We start from the raw sequence: 17130 nt of genomic DNA, 5'->3' as shown, positions 1-17130 counted from the left end.
GCCTTATCGCATCGCGCTAAAATAACATTCTCCGAAGCGGATGGGCTGAGTCGGCGCCATACCGTGTCGTGCGGGTGACACTGCCAGTATTTCTCCTTTGTGTCGCCCAAGACTGTGGAGAAGTCGAACAACGTGCACAGCATTCAGGATTTAGGCGAAGCGAGCCCCCGCTCCTTTCGTAGCCTCTTGATTTTCGCGTCCGGAATTGCAAATCCGGAGTTGGAAAAGACAGAACGGATGATGATGAACGACGCCGCTCGAAAGATTGCAGCTGTTGCCCCGTCGGAGCAGCACTACCGCGAAGCACCCAACAATATCGAAGCCGAGCAGGCGCTTCTGGGTGCGATCCTGATGAACAACGACGCCTATTACCGGGTGTCGGACTTCCTGAAGCCGATCCATCTCTATGAACCGCTGCACCGGAAGATTTTCGAGGTTGCCGGCGATATCATCCGCATGGGCAAGATCGCCAACCCGGTGACGATCAAGACCTTCCTGAAGGCCGACGAGAAGGTCGGCGACATGACGGTTTCGCAATATCTGGCGAGCCTCGTCAGCAATGCCGTCACCGTCATCAATGCCGAGGATTACGGCCGGGCGATCTACGACCTGGCGCTGCGCCGGGCGCTGATCACCATCGGCGAGGACGTCGTCAACATTGCCTATGACGCGCCGCTCGACATGCCGCCGCAGTCGCAGATCGAGGATACCGAACGCCGCCTCTTCGAACTGGCGGAAAACGGCCGCTACGACGGCGGCTTCCAGGCCTTCAACGATGCGGTTGCGCTGGCGATCGACATGGCGGCCGTGGCCAAGGAACGTGACGGCGGGCTTTCCGGCATTTCCACCGGCATCCATTCGCTGGATTCCAAGATGGGCGGCCTGCAGCGGTCGGACTTGATCGTGCTTGCCGGACGCCCCGGCATGGGCAAGACCTCGCTTGCTACAAACATCGCCTACAATATCGCCGCCGCCTACGAAGGCGAAGTCCAGTCGGACGGCAGCATGAAGGCGAAGAACGGCGGCGTCGTCGGTTTCTACTCGCTCGAAATGTCGTCCGAACAGCTCGCCACCCGTATCATCTCCGAGCAGACGGAAGTCTCCTCCTCGAAGATCCGTCGCGGCGACATCAACGATGCCGATTTCGAAAAGCTCGTCGCCTGCTCGATGATGATGCAGAAGGTGCCACTCTTTATCGACCAGACCGGCGGCATCTCGATCGCCCAGCTTTCGGCCCGCGCGCGCCGTCTGAAGCGCCAGCGCGGCCTCGACGTGCTTGTGGTCGACTACATTCAGCTGATGACCGGCTCGGGCAAATCCAGCGACAACCGCGTGCAGGAAATCACCCAGATCACCACCGGCCTCAAGGCGCTCGGCAAGGAGCTCAACGTTCCGATCATCGCGCTGTCGCAGCTCTCGCGTCAGGTCGAAAGCCGCGACGACAAGCGGCCGCAGCTGTCCGACCTTCGCGAATCCGGCTCGATCGAGCAGGACGCCGACGTCGTGCTCTTCGTGTTCCGCGAGGAATATTACGTCAAGAATTCGGAGCCGCGCGACATCCACGATCCGAAATATCCGGAATGGGAAGCGCTGTTCGACAAGGTGAAGGGCACGGCCGACGTCATCATCGCCAAGCAGCGCCACGGGCCAACAGGCACGGTGAAGCTCGCCTTCCAGGCGGAATTCACGCGCTTTGCCGATCTCGCCGATCCCTCCTTCACCCAATATGAAGAGCACTGATCGCGCGGATGCTGCGTGCAGCGCCGGGCTTTCCCTTGACATAGTTGACCTTTAAACTGGCCGGAGAATCCTTCTCCGGCCTCTTTTCGATGCGGATCATGAGCGAATTTTTCGACGCCCCCGAAGACGACAATTTTGCCTCGGCCGGCCTGCGGCTGACTGTCGACCTGACCGCTTTGACGGAGAACTGGCGCGACATGGCGCGCCGCTCCGGTGCGGCGCGCGCCTCGGCGGTCGTCAAGGCGGATGCCTATGGCATGGGCATCGAGGATGCCGGCGAAGCGCTCTATGTGGCCGGCGCGCGCGACTTCTTCGTCGCGACCGTCGACGAGGGCGTGACGCTTCGCCTCTATGCGCCCGAGGCACGCATCTTCGTGCTCTCCGGCATCTGGCCGGGCACCGAGCGGCGCTTCTTCGAAAACGATCTGGTGCCGGTGATTTCCTCTGACGAACAGCTCGCCTTCTGGATGGCGGTGCTTGCCGATTACGGCGACTACCCCTGCGCGCTGCATGTCGATACCGGCTTCAATCGGCTCGGACTGCATATCGACGATGCGATCGCGCTCGCCGACGACGTCTCACGGCCGGCGAGCTTCGCGCCCGTGCTTGTCATGAGCCACCTCGCCTGCGCGGACGATCCCACCCATGCGATGAACCGGCAGCAGCTCGAATCATTCCGCAGGGTTAACGCCGCTTATGAAGGCATCGATTCAAGTCTTGCCGCCTCGGCCGGCATCTTTCTCGGTGAGGATTATCACTTCGACCTGACCCGCCCCGGCATCGCGCTCTATGGCGGCGAAGCGGTCAGCGGCATGGCGAACCCGATGCGGCCGGTCGCAACCGCGGAAGCGCGCATCATCCAGGTGCGCAGCGTCGAAGCCGGCGAGACCGTCAGCTATGGGCGGGCGCTGCAGCTTCGCCGCGAAAGCCGGCTGGCGATCGCTTCGGCCGGCTATGCCGACGGCTACATGCGCAGCCAGTCGAGCGGCGGCGTGCCGCTGCGCCAAGTGGTGCCGCAAGGCGGGCAAGGTTTCATCGCCGGACACACGGTTCCGGTTGCCGGCCGGATCACCATGGACCTGACGATCTTCGATATCACCGACCTGCCTGACAATGCCGTGCGCGCCGGGGATTATGTCGAACTGTTCGGGAAGAACATGCCGGTGGACGATGTGGCGCGGGCATCCGGCACGATCGGATACGAGATCCTGACCAGCATGGGGCTCCGCCACGAGCGGCGCTACGTGGCCGAGGAATAGTGGCCTTTCTAGAACAGGATGATTTTAGGCCGGGTCGGCCTAAAATCTGAATCCTGTTCTGCATTATATAGTTAGAGTATGATGTCGTCCAAAAACCGCTCACGCTTTTCGGCATCATGCTCTAGTGGCTGCTGAGGGCGAGACGGACACCGAGCGCCACGAAAAGCGCACCGAGGCCGCGATCGAGCCAGAGGCCGATTTTTTGATTATGCCTGATTGCATCTGCAAGACGCCCGCCCAGAAGGATGAGCGGCGGTTCGATGAAGGCGGCGACAACGATGATAAGCCCGCCATGCAGCATGAGCTGCGCCCATGCCGGCCCTGCCCCTTCGAGGACGAATTGCGGCAGGAAGGCCAGGAAGAATATCGCCACTTTCGGATTGAGCAGCGACACCAGAATTCCCTGCCGATAGATTTTTGCAACCGGCAAACTTTCACCGGCGGCCTTTATCAGGCCATTGCCGCCACCGGAGCGCAAAGCCTGAATGCCGAGCCAGACGAGATAGGCGGCGCCGATCCATTTGACCGTGGAGAAGGCGACGGCGGAAGCGGCAAGTATGGCCGAGAGGCCGAGTGCTGCCATCAGCACATGCAGGCAGGCGCCGGACCAGACGCCGAACAGCGCCGAAAAACCGGCACGTTTTCCGCTTCTCATCGTGTGACCGAGGATGAAGGCGATGTCGGGGCCGGGCGAGAGGTTCAGCAAAACCGCTGCCGACAGAAATGCAAGCCAGTGCGCAAACGAATAATCAAACATTTTCCACCGTTCCGAATGAGGAGCGAAGGATAGGCATGGGTGCGCTGATGGGGAAATCATTAGTTTTGATCCTTCGCGATAGCCATTATCTCAAGCACGACAATGATTCGGTGAAGCGGCGCGTCGCTTCGCTCGGGAACCCGGACTGAAAGAGTAATTGATGGCGAAGGCCAGGACACAATTCATCTGCCAGAGTTGCGGCACGGTTCATAACCGCTGGGCCGGCAAATGCGAGAACTGCGGCGAGTGGAACACCATCGTCGAGGAAGACCCGATGGGCGGGATCGGCTCCGGTCCCGGCAAGACGCCGAAGAAGGGCCGACCGGTGGCGCTGACGGCGCTCTCCGGCGAGATCGAGGAGGCGCCACGCATCCATACCGCCATGTCGGAGCTTGACCGGGCGCTCGGCGGCGGTTTCGTGCGCGGTTCAGCGGTGCTGATCGGCGGCGATCCCGGCATCGGCAAATCGACGCTGCTGATGCAGGCAGCCGCCGCCCTTGCGCGGCGCGGCCACAAGATCATCTACGTCTCCGGCGAAGAAGCCGTGGCGCAGGTCCGGTTGCGGGCGCAGCGCCTTGCGGCGGCCGATACCGATGTGATGCTGGCAGCCGAAACCAATGTCGAGGATATTCTGGCGACGCTCGCCGAGGGCAAGCGGCCGGACCTCGTCATCATCGATTCCATCCAGACGCTGTGGAGCGAACTTGCCGAATCGGCGCCGGGGACGGTGACGCAGGTGCGCACCGGCGTTCAGGCAATGATCCGTTTCGCCAAGCAGACGGGGGCCGCCATGGTGCTCGTCGGGCATGTGACCAAGGACGGACAGATTGCCGGGCCGCGCGTCGTCGAGCACATGGTCGATGCCGTGCTTTATTTCGAAGGCGATCGCGGCCATCACTACCGCATCCTGCGCACGGTCAAGAACCGCTTCGGCCCGACCGACGAGATCGGCGTCTTCGAAATGTCCGACAGAGGCTTACGCGAAGTCGCCAACCCTTCGGAACTCTTCCTCGGCGAGCGCAACGAAAAATCGCCGGGGGCTGCCGTCTTTGCCGGCATGGAGGGCACGCGTCCCATTCTCGTCGAGGTGCAGGCGCTGGTGGCCCCAACCTCACTCGGCACGCCGCGGCGCGCCGTGGTCGGCTGGGATTCGGCACGGCTGTCGATGATCCTGGCGGTGCTGGAAGCCCATTGCGGCGTCAGGCTCGGCCAGCACGACGTCTATCTCAACGTCGCCGGCGGTTACCGCATCTCCGAACCGGCGGCCGATCTTGCCGTCGCCTCGGCGCTTGTTTCCTCGCTTGCCGGTATTGCCCTTCCTGCCGATTGCGTCTATTTCGGCGAAGTCAGCCTGTCCGGTGCCATCCGGCCGGTTGCGCACACCGCCCAGCGTCTCAAGGAAGCCGAGAAGCTGGGCTTTTCCGCAGCGCTGCTTCCATCTGCCTCCGCCGAATTGCCGAAGGGCTCCGGCGGGCGCTGGAGCGAAGTCGCAAGCCTGCCGGATCTGGTCGCGCGCATCGCCGGATCGAAGGGAGCGCTGCGTGTGGAAGACGACGTTTGATCCTTTCATTGCCAAGAGTGGTGATGATATAGGAGCACACGATAAGGCACGACACGGCCGCCAAGCGGCAGTCCTGGAGTTGAATTTACATGCCCATTACGATTTTCGACGGTATTGTCATCGGCGTCGTGCTCTTCTCCGCCGTGCTGGCGATGGTCCGCGGCTTTTCGCGCGAGATTCTTTCGATCGCGAGCTGGGGCGGTTCGGCCGCGGCTGCCTACTATCTCTATCCGTACCTGCTGCCCTATGCGAAAAAATACACCGATGACGACCGTATCGCGATCGTCGGTTCGGCAGCAGTCGTCTTCCTGATCGCGCTCATCGTCATCTCCTTCATCACGATGAAGATCGCCGATTTCATCATCGACAGCCGTGTCGGCGCGCTCGACCGCACGCTCGGCTTCCTGTTCGGGGCAGCGCGCGGCGTGCTGCTCCTGGTCGTTGCCGTCGCCTTCTGGAACTGGCTCGTCGATGCCGACCACCGTCCGGCCTGGGTCAACGAAGCGAAGTCGAAACCTTTCCTGGATTCGATGGTCGTGAAGCTGAAATCGGTTCTGCCGGAGCAATTTGCCCAGATGATACCGGAAAGCATCCGTGATAAGCTGCAGCCGCCGGCACAGGGCGCCGAAGGTACCACTCCGCCGACGGGCGACCAGGCTCCGGCGGAAGATGCACCGACCGCGCCCGCAGACGGCGCACAGCAGCCGGCGAATTGACACAGTGTTCAAGAGCTTGACCCGCCATTCGGCAATCGCCATTTGAGCGGGATCTGAAATGAGGGTCCGGCCGAGCATTCCAGCTCCGCCGGGCTCAGCTATTTCTGGAAATGCCGATCCATTCTTGTGAGAGCAGAGGCCCGCAGAAATGAACCAGTCCCATTCCTTCCCGACCGACGATCCGCTCGACGGAGATACGCTGCATGAAGAATGCGGGGTTTTCGGAATTTTGGGACATCCCGATGCCGCCGCGCTCACGGCTCTTGGCCTGCATGCTCTGCAGCACCGCGGGCAGGAAGCGGCCGGCATCGTCTCCTTCGACGGCAAGCGCTTTTATCAAGAGCGCCACATGGGCCTTGTCGGCGACCACTATACCAATCCGATGACGCTCGCCCGCCTGCCCGGCAGCATAACGATCGGTCATACCCGCTACTCGACAACCGGCGAAGTGGCCATGCGCAACGTGCAGCCGCTCTTTGCCGAACTGGAAGAAGGCGGCATCGCCATTGCCCATAACGGCAATTTCACCAACGGCCTGACGCTACGCCGCCAGATCATCGCGACCGGCGCCATCTGTCAGTCGACCTCCGATACCGAAGTCGTCCTGCACCTCATCGCCCGTTCCCGCCACGCTTCCACGTCCGACCGCTTCATCGACGCCATTCGCCAGATGGAAGGCGGCTATTCGATGCTCGCCATGACGCGCACCAAGCTGATTGCCGCGCGCGACCCGACCGGCATCCGCCCGCTGGTCATGGGCGAATTCGACGGCAAGCCGATCTTCTGCTCGGAGACCTGCGCGCTCGACATCATCGGCGCCAAGTTCATCCGCGACGTTGAGAACGGCGAAGTCATCATCTGTGAAATCCAGCCTGACGGCTCGATCAGCATCGATGCGCGCAAGCCCAGCAAGCCGCAGCCGGAGCGCCTCTGCCTGTTCGAATATGTCTATTTCGCCCGCCCGGATTCGGTCGTCGGCGGCCGCAACGTCTATACGACGCGCAAGAGCATGGGCATGAACCTCGCCAAGGAATCGCCCGTCGATGGCGACGTGATCGTGCCGGTGCCGGATGGCGGCACGCCGGCGGCGCTCGGCTATGCCCAGCAGAGCGGCATTCCCTTCGAATACGGCATCATCCGCAACCATTATGTCGGGCGCACCTTCATTGAGCCGACGCAGCAGATCCGCGCCTTCGGTGTAAAGCTGAAGCATTCGGCCAACCGGGCAATGATCGAAGGCAAGCGCGTGGTGCTGGTCGATGATTCCATCGTGCGTGGCACGACGTCTCTAAAGATCGTCCAGATGATCCGTGAAGCCGGGGCGCGCGAAGTCCATGTCCGCGTCGCAAGCCCGATGATCTTCTTCCCGGATTTCTACGGCATCGACACGCCTGACGCAGACAAGCTGCTGGCAAACCAATATGCCGATGTCGAAGCCATGGCGAAGTACATCGGCGCGGATTCGCTCGCCTTCCTGTCGATCGACGGCCTCTATCGCGCCGTTGGCGGCGAGGACCGCAACCCGGCCCGGCCGCAGTTCACCGACCATTATTTTACCGGCGACTATCCGACCCGCCTGCTCGACAAGAACGGCGAGTCCATGGGCAACAAGATTTCGATGCTTGCCAGCAACGGCTGACACGGCGCGCCGGTTTTTCCATTGTCCATCCCGAGGGGTTCATCGCACCCCTCTCCCTTCGTGAGGGAACACGACATCATGAACATCAATCTTGAGGGCAAGATCGCACTCGTCACCGGTGCGTCGCGCGGCATCGGCTATTTCACGGCGCTGGAACTTGCCAAAGCCGGCGCCCATGTGATTGCCTGCGCACGCACGGTCGGCGGGCTCGAGGATCTCGATGATGCGATCAAAGCCGTCGGTGGCACGGCAACACTCGTGCCCTTCGACCTTGCCGACATGAACGCGATCGATGCGCTCGGCGGCTCGATCTTCGAGCGCTGGGGCAAGCTCGACATCCTCGTTGCCAATGCCGGCGTGCTCGGCGTCATTTCGCCGATCGGCCATATCGAAGCGAAGGTGTTCGAGAAGGTGATGACCATCAACGTCACCGCAACATGGCGGCTGATCCGCTCGGTCGACCCGCTACTGGCCCGCTCCGATACCGGCCGCGCGGTGATCATCTCTTCGGGTGCTGCCCACAAATGCCGCCCCTTCTGGGGCGCCTATTCCGCTTCCAAGGCCGCCGTCGAGGCGCTGGCGCGCACATGGGCCGGCGAGAGTCAAAGCACCCCGCTGCGGGTCACCAGCGTCGATCCGGGGGCGACACGCACGGCGATGCGGGCGCAGGCGGTGCCCGGAGAAGATCCGCAGTCGCTGCCGCATCCCTCCGAGGTCGCAAAGGCAATCCTGCCGTTGCTGGGGCCTGGTGTGACGGAGACGGGCAAGCTGTTCATCGTCCGGGAAAATAAGCTCGTCGATTACCGGCTGCCGGAATGAGCCGGAACGCTTCAGTTCGCTGCAACGGCGGGGAACAGATGCGCCAGGCCCGCTTCCGACGGGCATAGCGCATTGAGGTCAACCGGTCCCTGGATGCCGTCCAAGGTGCCGTTATCGGCAAATTGCCAGATCGACCAACGGCTGCACTCTTCCTGCCTCGGCTCCCTGAACACGCTGCGCAGCCACAGATAGTGGTCGGGGAAGCGTGATTCATTGCCTTTCAGATATTGATCGAAGAACTCCTGGGTGACGTAGAAAATAGGCTTTTCCGGAAAAGTGCCGTTCAGCTCGGTGAAAAAGGCGTTCACCTCGGCAACAATTTCCTCGAGCGTCGGGATCTTGTTGCAATTGCCGACAAACTCCAGATCGACGGCGATCGGTAGAGTTCCCTGCTCCTTCGGCACGGTCGCCAGGACATTCTGCGCCTGATCCTTGCCCGGGCGGCAGAAGGTGAAGAAATGATAAGCGCCCCTGACCACTCCAGCATCTCCGGCGCGCTGCCAGTTGTCGGCGAACTTGGAATCCCGATGGTCTCCGCCTTCGGTCGCCTTCATGAAGGCGAAACGGACATTCGGCTGCGAGGCAACAACCTTCCAATCGATATCACCCTGGTGATGGCTGACATCGATGCCTTGGATTGGATAGTTGCTGAGAGAGGGATTGTTGAAGCGAAGCATCCCGAAATCGTATGCTAGATATGCAGCGAATGCGACCACCAGAACTGCGGTCGCTCCGATCGTCGATCGGGCAAGTCTCCGCATCCCCTCCTCCCTATTTTCAACGGTTTCTCAACTGGCTATGCGAGATTTGTGCTCCGAAAATGGCGGACAAATTTGAAGAGCGGGCCAACTGGTTTCGAAGACGTTGGTTGCTGCAATCGATTCATCGGATGGATGGATCCTGTTGCCGCTGGATCGCGCTTCGCCCCCTTGACCGGAGGCGCGAACCGGGCCATAAAACCCGCCATGAAAACGGTTATCTGCATTATCTGCCGGAAGATTATTCGCTAGCGCGAGCGCTGGCCCGGCCGTTTTCGTCTCCCAAATAGTCAAGATGCGAAACGCCCCGGTCCGCCGGTCGCGATATTTTTCTGATCTTGCATTTGGGAGAGTGAAATGGACGCGACGCCGGAACTGAAGCTATACAACACGCTGACACGGGAAAAATCGGTCTTTTCGCCGATCGATCCCACCAATGTCCGCATGTATGTCTGCGGCCCGACGGTCTATGACTTCGCTCATATCGGCAATGCCCGGCCGGTCATCGTCTTCGACGTGCTGTTCCGGCTGCTGCGCCATGTCTATGGCAAAGATCACGTTATCTACGCCCGCAACATCACCGACGTCGACGACAAGATCAATGCGCGCGCACTTCGGGACCATCCGGGCCTGCCGCTCAATGAAGCGATCCGCGCGGTCACCGAAAAGACCGAGACGCAATTTCACGCCGATGTCGCCGAACTCGGCTGCCTGGAGCCGAGCTTCGAGCCGCGCGCCACCGACAATATCGTTGAGATGACCGAGATCATCGAGAAGCTGATCAGCAACGGCCATGCCTATGTTGCATCGGGCGAAGTGCTGTTCGACACCAAATCCATGGCGGATTACGGTCAGCTTTCGAAGCGCCCGCTCGACGAGCAGCAAGCGGGTGCCCGCATCGCTGTTGACGCGCACAAGAAGAACCCGGGCGATTTCGTTCTCTGGAAGCTGTCGAGCCATAACGAGCCCGGCTGGGAGAGCCCATGGGGCCGCGGCCGGCCCGGCTGGCACATCGAATGCTCGGCGATGAGCAAGCGTTATCTCGGCGATGTCTTCGACATTCACGGCGGCGGGCTGGACCTGATCTTTCCGCATCATGAAAACGAAATCGCCCAGTCGCGCTGCGCCCACGGCACCGAGGTGATGGCGAATGTCTGGATGCATAACGGCTTCCTGCAGGTCGAAGGCCGCAAGATGTCGAAATCCGAAGGCAATTTCGTCACCATCAACGAGTTGCTGCAGACGGAAATCTTCGGCGGCCGCAGATGGCCGGGTCAGGTGCTGCGCCTTGCCATGTTGATGACGCATTACCGCGAGCCGATCGATTTTTCGATCAAGCGACTGGAAGAAGCCGAACGTCTGCTCGCCAAATGGCCGGCGGCCGAAGCCGGCGATGCGACGCCCGATGAAACCGTGCTGAATGCGCTTTCCGACGACCTCAATACGGTCGCGGCAGTGCAGGCATTACATGCGCTGGCGCAAGCAGCCCATGCGGATCCCACAGCCCGTGCCGTCTTTGCCGCAACGGCCGACCTTCTGGGCCTGTTGCCGAAAAGGATGGAGATCGACGAAGCCGTCGCATCGGCAATCGATGCGCTGGTCGCGATGCGTCTCGAAATGCTGAAGGCGAAGAACTTCACCGAGGCTGACAAGATCCGTGACGAGCTGACGGCGAAGGGCATCCAGTTGAAGGACGGCAAGGATGCGGTGACGGGCGAGCGCGTGACGACGTGGGAGGTCAAGAGATGACGACCTATACCGGCGGCTGCCAATGCGGAGCGATCCGTTTCCGCGTCAGCGGCGACATCAAGGATTCGTCGATCTGTCATTGCCGCATGTGCCAGAAGGCGTTCGGTGCCTATTATGCGCCGCTGGTCTCGGTGCGCGGCGCCGATTTCGAATGGACACGCGGAGAGCGGAAAAGATTCCGCTCTTCCAACTTTGTCGAGCGCGGCTTTTGCGGCGACTGTGGCACGCCGCTCACCTATGAAGCGCCGGATGGAATAGCGATTGCCGCCGGCGCCTTCGACGATCCTTCGGCATTTCCGCCGGTGGTCCAATTCGGGATCGAAGGCAAGATCGGTTTCGTCGATCATCTGCACGAATTGCCGGGGCACCGGACGGAGGAGGATGCGCAAGCCGCCCCCTTTGTGCTCGAGCTCGTTTCCTACCAGCATCCCGATCACGAGACGCAGGCATGGCCAATGAAGGAGCTCAGATGACAGCGGAATCAGACAGAAGCGGCGGGTGCCAGTGCGGGGCGGTGCGTTACCGCGCCAAAGGCGAACTCGGCTATCCCCATCTTTGCCATTGCCGCATGTGCCAGAAGGCGGCGGGCAATTATTTCATGCCGCTTGCCGGCGTGATGCGCAGCGATTTTGCCTTCACGCGCGGCGCGCCGAAATGGTTTCAGTCCTCGGATCTGGTGCGGCGCGGTTTCTGCGGCGATTGCGGCACGCCGCTGTTCTACGATATTCCCGAAGCGGACTTCATCAACATCACGCTCGGCTCGTTGGACGATCCCGATGCGGTCAAGCCGGTGATGCAATCCAACACCGGCCGCAAGATGTCCTGGTTTCATGCGCTTGACGGCCTGCCGCTGGAACCACAGCCTGAAACGCCCGACCGCGAGAACACGATCGCGGCAAGCAATCATCAGCACCCCGACCACGACACGAAAAGCTGCCCCCTCGGAGAAACCTCATGACGGACACGATAAAGACAGGCGGATGCCAGTGCGGTGCCGTGCGCTTCCGTATCTCAGGCAGACTGGGGCGACCCTCGATCTGCCATTGCCGCATGTGCCAGAAGCAGTTCGGCGGCTTCTTCTCCGCGCTCGTCACCGCGCCTGAGGAAGGGATGGAATGGACGCGCGGCGAGCCGAGCTACTTTCAGTCCTCGGTCAATATCGAGCGCGGCTTCTGCAGCGATTGCGGCACGCCGATGACCTATCGTCATCCGGGCGGGCTGGAGCTTGCGATCGGCACCTTCGACGACCGCAGCGACCTCGCACCGCTGATCCAGGTCAACTACGAGGCCCGCCTGCCCTGGGTCGAGAAAATCTTCGAGGCGCCGGTGCTGAAGGATCAGGATTTCTACTCCCGGCAGGAGGCGATCATCTCCTTCCAGCATCCCGATCACGACACGGAAGCCTGGCCCGCGAAAGGCGTGAAGATATGACCGAGATACTGCGCACGCTCTATCCCGAAATCGAGCCCTATGCTTCCGGCCATCTGGATGTCGGCGACGGCCATGTGATCTATTGGGAGCGCTCGGGAACGCCTGGCGCCAAGCCTGCCGTCTTCCTGCATGGCGGCCCGGGCGGCGGCATCTCGCCCGCTCATCGCCGGCTCTTCGATCCCACTCTCTACGACGTCATGCTGTTCGATCAACGCGGTTGCGGCAGGTCGACGCCGCATGCGGAACTCCACGCCAACACCACCTGGCACCTCGTTGCCGATATCGAGCGCCTGCGCGAAATGGCCGGCGTCGACAGCTGGCAGGTGTTCGGCGGTTCCTGGGGCTCGACGCTGGCGCTCGCCTATGCCGAGACACATCCAGAGCACGTCTCCGAGCTCATTCTGCGCGGCATCTATACGCTGACCAAGGCGGAGCTCGACTGGTACTACCAATTCGGCGTCTCGGAGATGTTCCCTGACAAGTGGGAGCGGTTCGTCGCGCCCATTCCGCCGGAAGAGCGGCATGAGATGATGCATGCCTATCATCGCCGCCTAACGCATGAAGACAGGAATGTGCGCATCGAGGCCGCGCAGGCCTGGAGCATCTGGGAAGGAGAAACGATCACGCTGCTGCCGGAACCTTCGACGAGCTTCAAGTTCGAGGAGCCGGAATTCGCCTATGCATTTGCGCGCATCGAGAACCATTTCTTCGTCAATGCCGGCTGGATGGACGAGGGACAGCTGATCCGCGATGCCGGCAGGCTCAAGGATATTCCCGGCGTCATCGTACATGGGCGTTACGACATGCCCTGCCCGGCCAAATATGCCTGGCTGCTGCACAAGGCCTGGCCGAAGGCAGATTTCCACCTGATCGAGGGCGCGGGCCATGCCTATTCGGAGCCCGGGATTCTCGACCAACTGATCCGGGCGACGGATAAGTTTGCCGGGAAGCAAGACTGATCGTTAGCATTGGGGGCAGCCCCTCACCCTAACCTTCTCCCCGTCATGACGGGGAGAAGGTGGCGGCAGCCGGATGAGGGGCAGCATCCGCACTTCATAACAACCCGCCTGGCGGGAGGAAACGACATGAAAGAACGCATCTACCTCTTCGACACGACGCTCCGGGACGGGCAGCAGACGCCCGGCATCGATTTTTCCGTCGAGGACAAGATTGCGATCGCCACCATGCTGGACGAATTCGGCATCGATTACGTCGAGGGCGGATATCCCGGCGCCAATCCGACGGATACGGCCTTCTTCAGCGAGAAGCGCACCAGCCAAGCCAGCTTCGTCGCCTTCGGCATGACGAAGCGGGCGGGCGTTTCGGTCTCCAACGATCCCGGCATTGCCGGGCTGCTGCAGGCAAGAAGCGACGCCATCTGTTTCGTCGCCAAGAGCTGGGATTATCATGTCGCGGTGGCGCTCGGCTGCACCAACGAGGAAAACCTCGAAAGCATCGCCGAAAGCGTCAAGGCAGCTGTTGGCGCGGGCAAGGAGGCGATCGTCGATTGCGAGCATTTCTTCGACGGCTTCAAGGCCAATCCGGCCTATGCGCTCGCCTGCGCCAAGACGGCCTATGAGAGCGGCGCCCGCTGGGTCGTGCTCTGCGACACCAATGGCGGCACGCAGCCGCCGGAGGTGCGGGCGATCGTCGAGGCGGTGATAGCCTCAGGCGTTCCCGGCCACTGTCTTGGCATTCATGCGCATAACGACACCGGCCAGGCGGTCGCCAATTCGCTTGCCGCCGTCGACGCCGGCGTCCGGCAGATCCAGGGCACGCTGAACGGCATCGGCGAGCGCTGCGGCAATGCCAATCTGGTGACGCTGATCCCGACGCTGGCGCTGAAAAGCGCCTATAACACACGTTTCGAAACGACGATCGACGAGGAGCGGCTGCTCAACCTCACCCGGCTCTCGCATGCCTTCGACGAACTGCTCAACCGCTCGCCCGACCACCAGATGCCCTATGTCGGCGCCTCCGCCTTCGCCACCAAGGCCGGCATTCATGCATCGGCCCTGCTCAAGGATCCGCGGACCTATGAACACGTGCCGCCGGAAACCGTCGGCAACTTCCGCAAGGTCATGGTCTCCGACCAGGGTGGCAAGGCGAACTTCATCAATGCGCTGAAGCGGCGCGGCATCGAGGTCGCCAAGGACGATCCGAAGCTCGACATGCTGATCTCGATCGTCAAGGAACGTGAATCCATCGGCTATGCCTATGAGGGCGCGGATGCGAGCTTCGAGCTGCTGGCGCGCCGCACGCTCGGCACGATCCCGGAATTCTTCACCATCGAAGGCTTCCGCGTGATGATCGAGCGCCGCTTCGACAGTCTCGGCCGCGTGAAGATCGTCTCGGAGGCGGTGGTCAAGATCACCATCGACGGCCAGACGCTGATGTCGGTTGCCGATGCCGAAGGCCCGGTCAACGCGCTCGACCTCGCGCTACGCAAGGATTTCGGCAAATACCAGCACGAGATCGACGATCTGGTGCTCGCCGACTTCAAGGTGCGTATCCTCAATGGCGGCACAGAGGCGATCACCCGCGTGCTGATCGAATCCACCGACAGCGACGGTGTGCGCTGGTGGACAGTCGGCGTCTCGGAGAACATCATCGACGCTTCGTTCCAGGCTCTGATGGATTCGGTCATCTACAAACTGATGAAGAACCGGCAGCTGGCGGGCAAGATCGCGGCGGAATAAACCTATTCCGCGGCTCGGCGGAGGGGTCCCACCCCTCGCCAGAATACCATTCGCTTCCTTCGGACGCCGGCTTCCAGCGCAGGGAGCCGGATCATCGCGTCGTCTCCCGCTTCAAATCCTCTCACCCTTCATTCAACGAAATGAATTGGCCTATTCACGGCGCTTAAGCTAGGCCGGATCAGAAGAAGAACAAAGATGGAAACACCGATGTCGACCGATGCATCCGTTCCGTTGGCCAAGAACGAAGACAGTCCGCGCGGGTTCGCCTTCGCGCTGACGGCCTATCTGCTCTGGGGCTTCCTGCCGATCTACATGAAGGCGGTGGCGCATATCTCGCCGGCCGAGGTGATCGCCCATCGCATCGTCTGGTCGCTGCCGCTGGCGGGCATCGTGCTGATCGTGCTGGGGCGCACGCAGGATATCCGCGCAGCACTCAGTTCGCCGCGCATGCTGGCGATGGCGGCGCTGACGGCGTCGCTGATTACCGTCAACTGGGGGACCTATGTCTGGGCGATCGGCGCCGGCCATTCGCTCGATGCGGCACTTGGCTATTTCATCAATCCGCTGTTCAGCATCTTCCTCGGCGCGGTGTTCCTCAAGGAAAAGCTGCAACCGCTGCAGATCGCCGCGATCGCGCTTGCGGCGCTTGCCGTGGCCATTCTCGCACTGGACAGCGGCGGCATCCCGTGGGTGGCGCTGACGCTGGCGGTCAGCTGGGGTTTCTACGCCCTGTTGCGCAAGACGCTGCCGCTCGGGCCGAACCAGGGCTTCTTCCTCGAAGTGCTGATCCTCAGCGGGCCGGCCCTTCTCTACATCCTCTATCTCGAATTCGGCGGCCAGGGCCACCTCTACCGCACCGGTCTTGCAGATACGACCCTACTGCTTGGCTGCGGCGTCATCACCGCCGTGCCGCTGATGATCTATGCGAACGGCGCCAAGCTCTTGAAACTCTCAACGATCGGCATCATGCAGTATATTGCGCCGACGATGATCTTCCTGATCGCGGTCTTCGTCTTCCACGAGCCATTCGGCACCGCGCGCATGATCGCCTTCCCGCTGATCTGGGCGGGGCTGTTCCTCTATAGCTGGTCGATGCTGAAGGGAAGCCGGGGGCGCTAGAGCAATTCCAGCAAAAGTGCGCAGCGGTTTTGCGTCCGGGATTGCGTAAAACAAAAGCTTGGAGCGGTTCGGCGCTTCCGTGAAAGCCGGACCGCTCCAAAGGCGCGCCCGCCTACATCTTCGAAATCACCTCGTCCTCGCCGTCACGATCGGCGGCGAGCTGGGCTGCCTGGGCCATGATCGCCGGAATGATGCCGGAGATCTCGTCGACGACGAGCGGCTGCACCCGGTGGGCGGTGTGCAGGAAGCCTTCTTCGGTCATATGGCGCATCAGTTCCATCATCGGATCCCAGAAACCATTGACGTTGGCAAAGACCATCGGCTTCTCGTGGCGGCCGAGCTGCGCCCAGGTCATGATCTCGACGATCTCCTCCAACGTACCGATGCCGCCGGGCAGCGCGACGAAGGCATCGGAGCGCTCGAACATGGTGTGTTTGCGCGCATGCATGTCAGGGGTTACAATGAGTTCGTTCAGCTGACCGAGCGAGTGGCGAGTCGCTTCCATATCGATCAGGAATTCGGGAATGATGCCCGTGACCTGACCGCCGCCTGAAAGCACGCCGCTGGCAACCGCGCCCATGATGCCTTTGGTACCCCCGCCATAGACGAGGCGCAGGCCGTATTCGGCGATCTCTCTTCCGAGAGCACGCCCGGCCGCCATGTGGGAAGGATCGCGTCCCGGCCTTGAGCCGCAGTAAACGCAGATGGATCGAATCGATACAGATTGTTCGGTCATGAGGGCAAAACAACTATTCCATTTCAATGCAGTCAAGAAAATTGACTGAAAAGCAGCGTGCCTAGCTTGCCTAATTGCTTTGAATGCTTGTGGAAAGCAACGGGAATCGCTAGCAATTTTGGGTATTACGGCAAATTGCCGCCTTGG

At 61.4% G+C, this 17130-nt stretch carries 16 protein-coding genes; 13 read left to right on the top strand and 3 right to left on the bottom strand.

The window, feature by feature from the left end; translation table 11 throughout:
* Positions 1–243 precede the first annotated feature (243 nt).
* The gene (locus tag GR198_RS24205) at positions 244–1740 is read left to right on the top strand and encodes a replicative DNA helicase (RefSeq protein ID WP_012756827.1); all 1497 of its coding nucleotides are present in this window, start codon (positions 244–246) and stop codon (positions 1738–1740) included.
* Between the two features lie 89 nt (positions 1741–1829).
* Entirely contained in the window at positions 1830–2999 is a 1170-nt protein-coding gene (gene alr, locus GR198_RS24200) for an alanine racemase (RefSeq protein ID WP_172643820.1), read from the top strand.
* Positions 3000–3120: 121 nt separating this feature from the next.
* On the opposite strand, the gene GR198_RS24195 is transcribed toward alr, so the two are convergent.
* Entirely contained in the window at positions 3121–3756 is a 636-nt protein-coding gene (locus GR198_RS24195; protein ID WP_029872968.1) for a LysE family translocator, read from the bottom strand.
* A 160-nt stretch (positions 3757–3916) separates the two neighbouring features.
* Between GR198_RS24195 and radA the strand changes: the two genes are divergently transcribed.
* The 4 genes from radA (at position 3917) to GR198_RS24175 (ending at position 8491) form a co-directional block, all read left to right on the top strand.
* Positions 3917–5317 (top strand): DNA repair protein RadA, encoded by a 1401-nt coding sequence (radA, locus tag GR198_RS24190; RefSeq protein WP_003547017.1) that lies wholly within the window; start codon positions 3917–3919, stop codon positions 5315–5317.
* 89 nt (positions 5318–5406) lie between these two features.
* Positions 5407–6033 (top strand): CvpA family protein, encoded by a 627-nt coding sequence (locus tag GR198_RS24185; RefSeq protein ID WP_029872969.1) that lies wholly within the window; start codon positions 5407–5409, stop codon positions 6031–6033.
* A gap of 148 nt (positions 6034–6181) precedes the next feature.
* On the top strand, positions 6182–7672 hold the full coding sequence (gene purF / locus GR198_RS24180) for an amidophosphoribosyltransferase (protein ID WP_029872970.1): 1491 nt from the start codon (positions 6182–6184) through the stop codon (positions 7670–7672).
* A gap of 78 nt (positions 7673–7750) precedes the next feature.
* Positions 7751–8491: an SDR family NAD(P)-dependent oxidoreductase gene (locus tag GR198_RS24175; RefSeq protein ID WP_029872971.1), complete on the top strand. Its 741-nt coding sequence runs from the start codon at positions 7751–7753 to the stop codon at positions 8489–8491.
* Between the two features lie 11 nt (positions 8492–8502).
* On the opposite strand, the gene GR198_RS24170 is transcribed toward GR198_RS24175, so the two are convergent.
* Positions 8503–9252: a glycoside hydrolase family 25 protein gene (locus GR198_RS24170; protein WP_029872972.1), complete on the bottom strand. Its 750-nt coding sequence runs from the start codon at positions 9250–9252 to the stop codon at positions 8503–8505.
* 354 nt (positions 9253–9606) lie between these two features.
* Between GR198_RS24170 and cysS the strand changes: the two genes are divergently transcribed.
* From cysS to rarD, 7 genes are all read left to right on the top strand, one after another.
* Positions 9607–10998 carry a cysteine--tRNA ligase gene (gene cysS / locus GR198_RS24165; RefSeq protein WP_164069710.1) on the top strand — a complete coding sequence of 464 codons (1392 nt, stop codon included), beginning with the start codon at positions 9607–9609 and terminating at the stop codon, positions 10996–10998.
* On the top strand, positions 10995–11471 hold the full coding sequence (locus GR198_RS24160; RefSeq protein ID WP_029872974.1) for a GFA family protein: 477 nt from the start codon (positions 10995–10997) through the stop codon (positions 11469–11471). Before cysS ends, GR198_RS24160 begins: the two co-directional genes overlap by 4 nt.
* On the top strand, positions 11468–11956 hold the full coding sequence (locus tag GR198_RS24155; RefSeq protein WP_029872975.1) for a GFA family protein: 489 nt from the start codon (positions 11468–11470) through the stop codon (positions 11954–11956). Before GR198_RS24160 ends, GR198_RS24155 begins: the two co-directional genes overlap by 4 nt.
* A complete protein-coding gene (locus GR198_RS24150) occupies positions 11953–12429 on the top strand; it encodes a GFA family protein (RefSeq protein ID WP_029872976.1) in 477 nt (158 codons plus the stop codon). The genes GR198_RS24155 and GR198_RS24150 overlap by 4 nt, the downstream gene beginning before the upstream one ends.
* On the top strand, positions 12426–13388 hold the full coding sequence (pip, locus tag GR198_RS24145; RefSeq protein ID WP_164069709.1) for a prolyl aminopeptidase: 963 nt from the start codon (positions 12426–12428) through the stop codon (positions 13386–13388). The genes GR198_RS24150 and pip overlap by 4 nt, the downstream gene beginning before the upstream one ends.
* Positions 13389–13514: 126 nt before the next feature.
* The gene (cimA, locus tag GR198_RS24140) at positions 13515–15128 is read left to right on the top strand and encodes a citramalate synthase (protein ID WP_029872978.1); all 1614 of its coding nucleotides are present in this window, start codon (positions 13515–13517) and stop codon (positions 15126–15128) included.
* 207 nt (positions 15129–15335) lie between these two features.
* The gene (gene rarD, locus GR198_RS24135; RefSeq protein WP_003546993.1) at positions 15336–16247 is read left to right on the top strand and encodes an EamA family transporter RarD; all 912 of its coding nucleotides are present in this window, start codon (positions 15336–15338) and stop codon (positions 16245–16247) included.
* Between the two features lie 112 nt (positions 16248–16359).
* Here rarD and GR198_RS24130 read toward each other — a convergent pair whose 3' ends face one another.
* Positions 16360–16983: a TIGR00730 family Rossman fold protein gene (locus tag GR198_RS24130; protein WP_003558142.1), complete on the bottom strand. Its 624-nt coding sequence runs from the start codon at positions 16981–16983 to the stop codon at positions 16360–16362.
* Positions 16984–17130 lie beyond the last annotated feature (147 nt).

Source organism: Rhizobium leguminosarum, from assembly GCF_010668065.1.
Taxonomy (GTDB): domain Bacteria; phylum Pseudomonadota; class Alphaproteobacteria; order Rhizobiales; family Rhizobiaceae; genus Rhizobium; species Rhizobium leguminosarum_S.
The sequence above is the reverse complement of the archived record's forward strand: the minus strand, read 5'-3'. Positions and strand labels throughout refer to the sequence as shown.

Coding starts and splice junctions, on each gene's coding strand:
- GR198_RS24130 (WP_003558142.1), bottom strand. CDS start 16,983: ATGACCGAACAATCTGTATCGATTCGATCCATCTGCGTTTACTGCGGC.
- rarD (WP_003546993.1), top strand. CDS start 15,336: ATGTCGACCGATGCATCCGTTCCGTTGGCCAAGAACGAAGACAGTCCG.
- GR198_RS24195 (WP_029872968.1), bottom strand. CDS start 3,756: ATGTTTGATTATTCGTTTGCGCACTGGCTTGCATTTCTGTCGGCAGCG.
- cysS (WP_164069710.1), top strand. CDS start 9,607: ATGGACGCGACGCCGGAACTGAAGCTATACAACACGCTGACACGGGAA.
- GR198_RS24160 (WP_029872974.1), top strand. CDS start 10,995: ATGACGACCTATACCGGCGGCTGCCAATGCGGAGCGATCCGTTTCCGC.
- cimA (WP_029872978.1), top strand. CDS start 13,515: ATGAAAGAACGCATCTACCTCTTCGACACGACGCTCCGGGACGGGCAG.
- GR198_RS24155 (WP_029872975.1), top strand. CDS start 11,468: ATGACAGCGGAATCAGACAGAAGCGGCGGGTGCCAGTGCGGGGCGGTG.
- GR198_RS24150 (WP_029872976.1), top strand. CDS start 11,953: ATGACGGACACGATAAAGACAGGCGGATGCCAGTGCGGTGCCGTGCGC.
- purF (WP_029872970.1), top strand. CDS start 6,182: ATGAACCAGTCCCATTCCTTCCCGACCGACGATCCGCTCGACGGAGAT.
- GR198_RS24205 (WP_012756827.1), top strand. CDS start 244: ATGAACGACGCCGCTCGAAAGATTGCAGCTGTTGCCCCGTCGGAGCAG.
- GR198_RS24175 (WP_029872971.1), top strand. CDS start 7,751: ATGAACATCAATCTTGAGGGCAAGATCGCACTCGTCACCGGTGCGTCG.
- radA (WP_003547017.1), top strand. CDS start 3,917: ATGGCGAAGGCCAGGACACAATTCATCTGCCAGAGTTGCGGCACGGTT.
- GR198_RS24170 (WP_029872972.1), bottom strand. CDS start 9,252: ATGCGGAGACTTGCCCGATCGACGATCGGAGCGACCGCAGTTCTGGTG.
- pip (WP_164069709.1), top strand. CDS start 12,426: ATGACCGAGATACTGCGCACGCTCTATCCCGAAATCGAGCCCTATGCT.
- GR198_RS24185 (WP_029872969.1), top strand. CDS start 5,407: ATGCCCATTACGATTTTCGACGGTATTGTCATCGGCGTCGTGCTCTTC.
- alr (WP_172643820.1), top strand. CDS start 1,830: ATGCGGATCATGAGCGAATTTTTCGACGCCCCCGAAGACGACAATTTT.